General features: G+C 43.1%; 1 protein-coding gene. It reads left to right on the top strand.

Translation table 11 applies throughout. From position 1 onward, the window contains the following. The coding region (locus AAEZ18_RS19065) for a YHS domain-containing (seleno)protein (RefSeq protein ID WP_352255987.1) at nt 1-262 on the top strand (262 nt) is incomplete at both ends.

Raw genomic sequence — 262 nt, 5'->3', positions numbered from 1 at the left:
ATGCTGAGCACACTGTTAATGAGCGGTGGAGCAAGCGCAAAGGATGATGCTGTAAATACGGGTTGGTTTAATAACACGGCTATTAAAGGGTACGACAGCGTTGCTTATTTTACGCAAAATAAAGCCGTTAAAGGCAGCGACAAATATACGTTTAGTTATTTAGGTGCTGACTGGCATTTTTCGAGTGAAGAAAATAAAACGGCATTTGCAGAAAACCCAAAGCGTTATGCACCGCAATACGGTGGCTGGTGCGCTTATGCAA

Origin of the sequence: Pseudoalteromonas sp. 19-MNA-CIBAN-0066 (assembly GCF_040308705.1) — a bacterium.
GTDB classification, from domain to species: Bacteria; Pseudomonadota; Gammaproteobacteria; order Enterobacterales; family Alteromonadaceae; genus Pseudoalteromonas; species Pseudoalteromonas nigrifaciens.
Note: the sequence above shows the minus strand (reverse complement) of the source record. Positions and strands in the feature narration are given on the sequence as shown.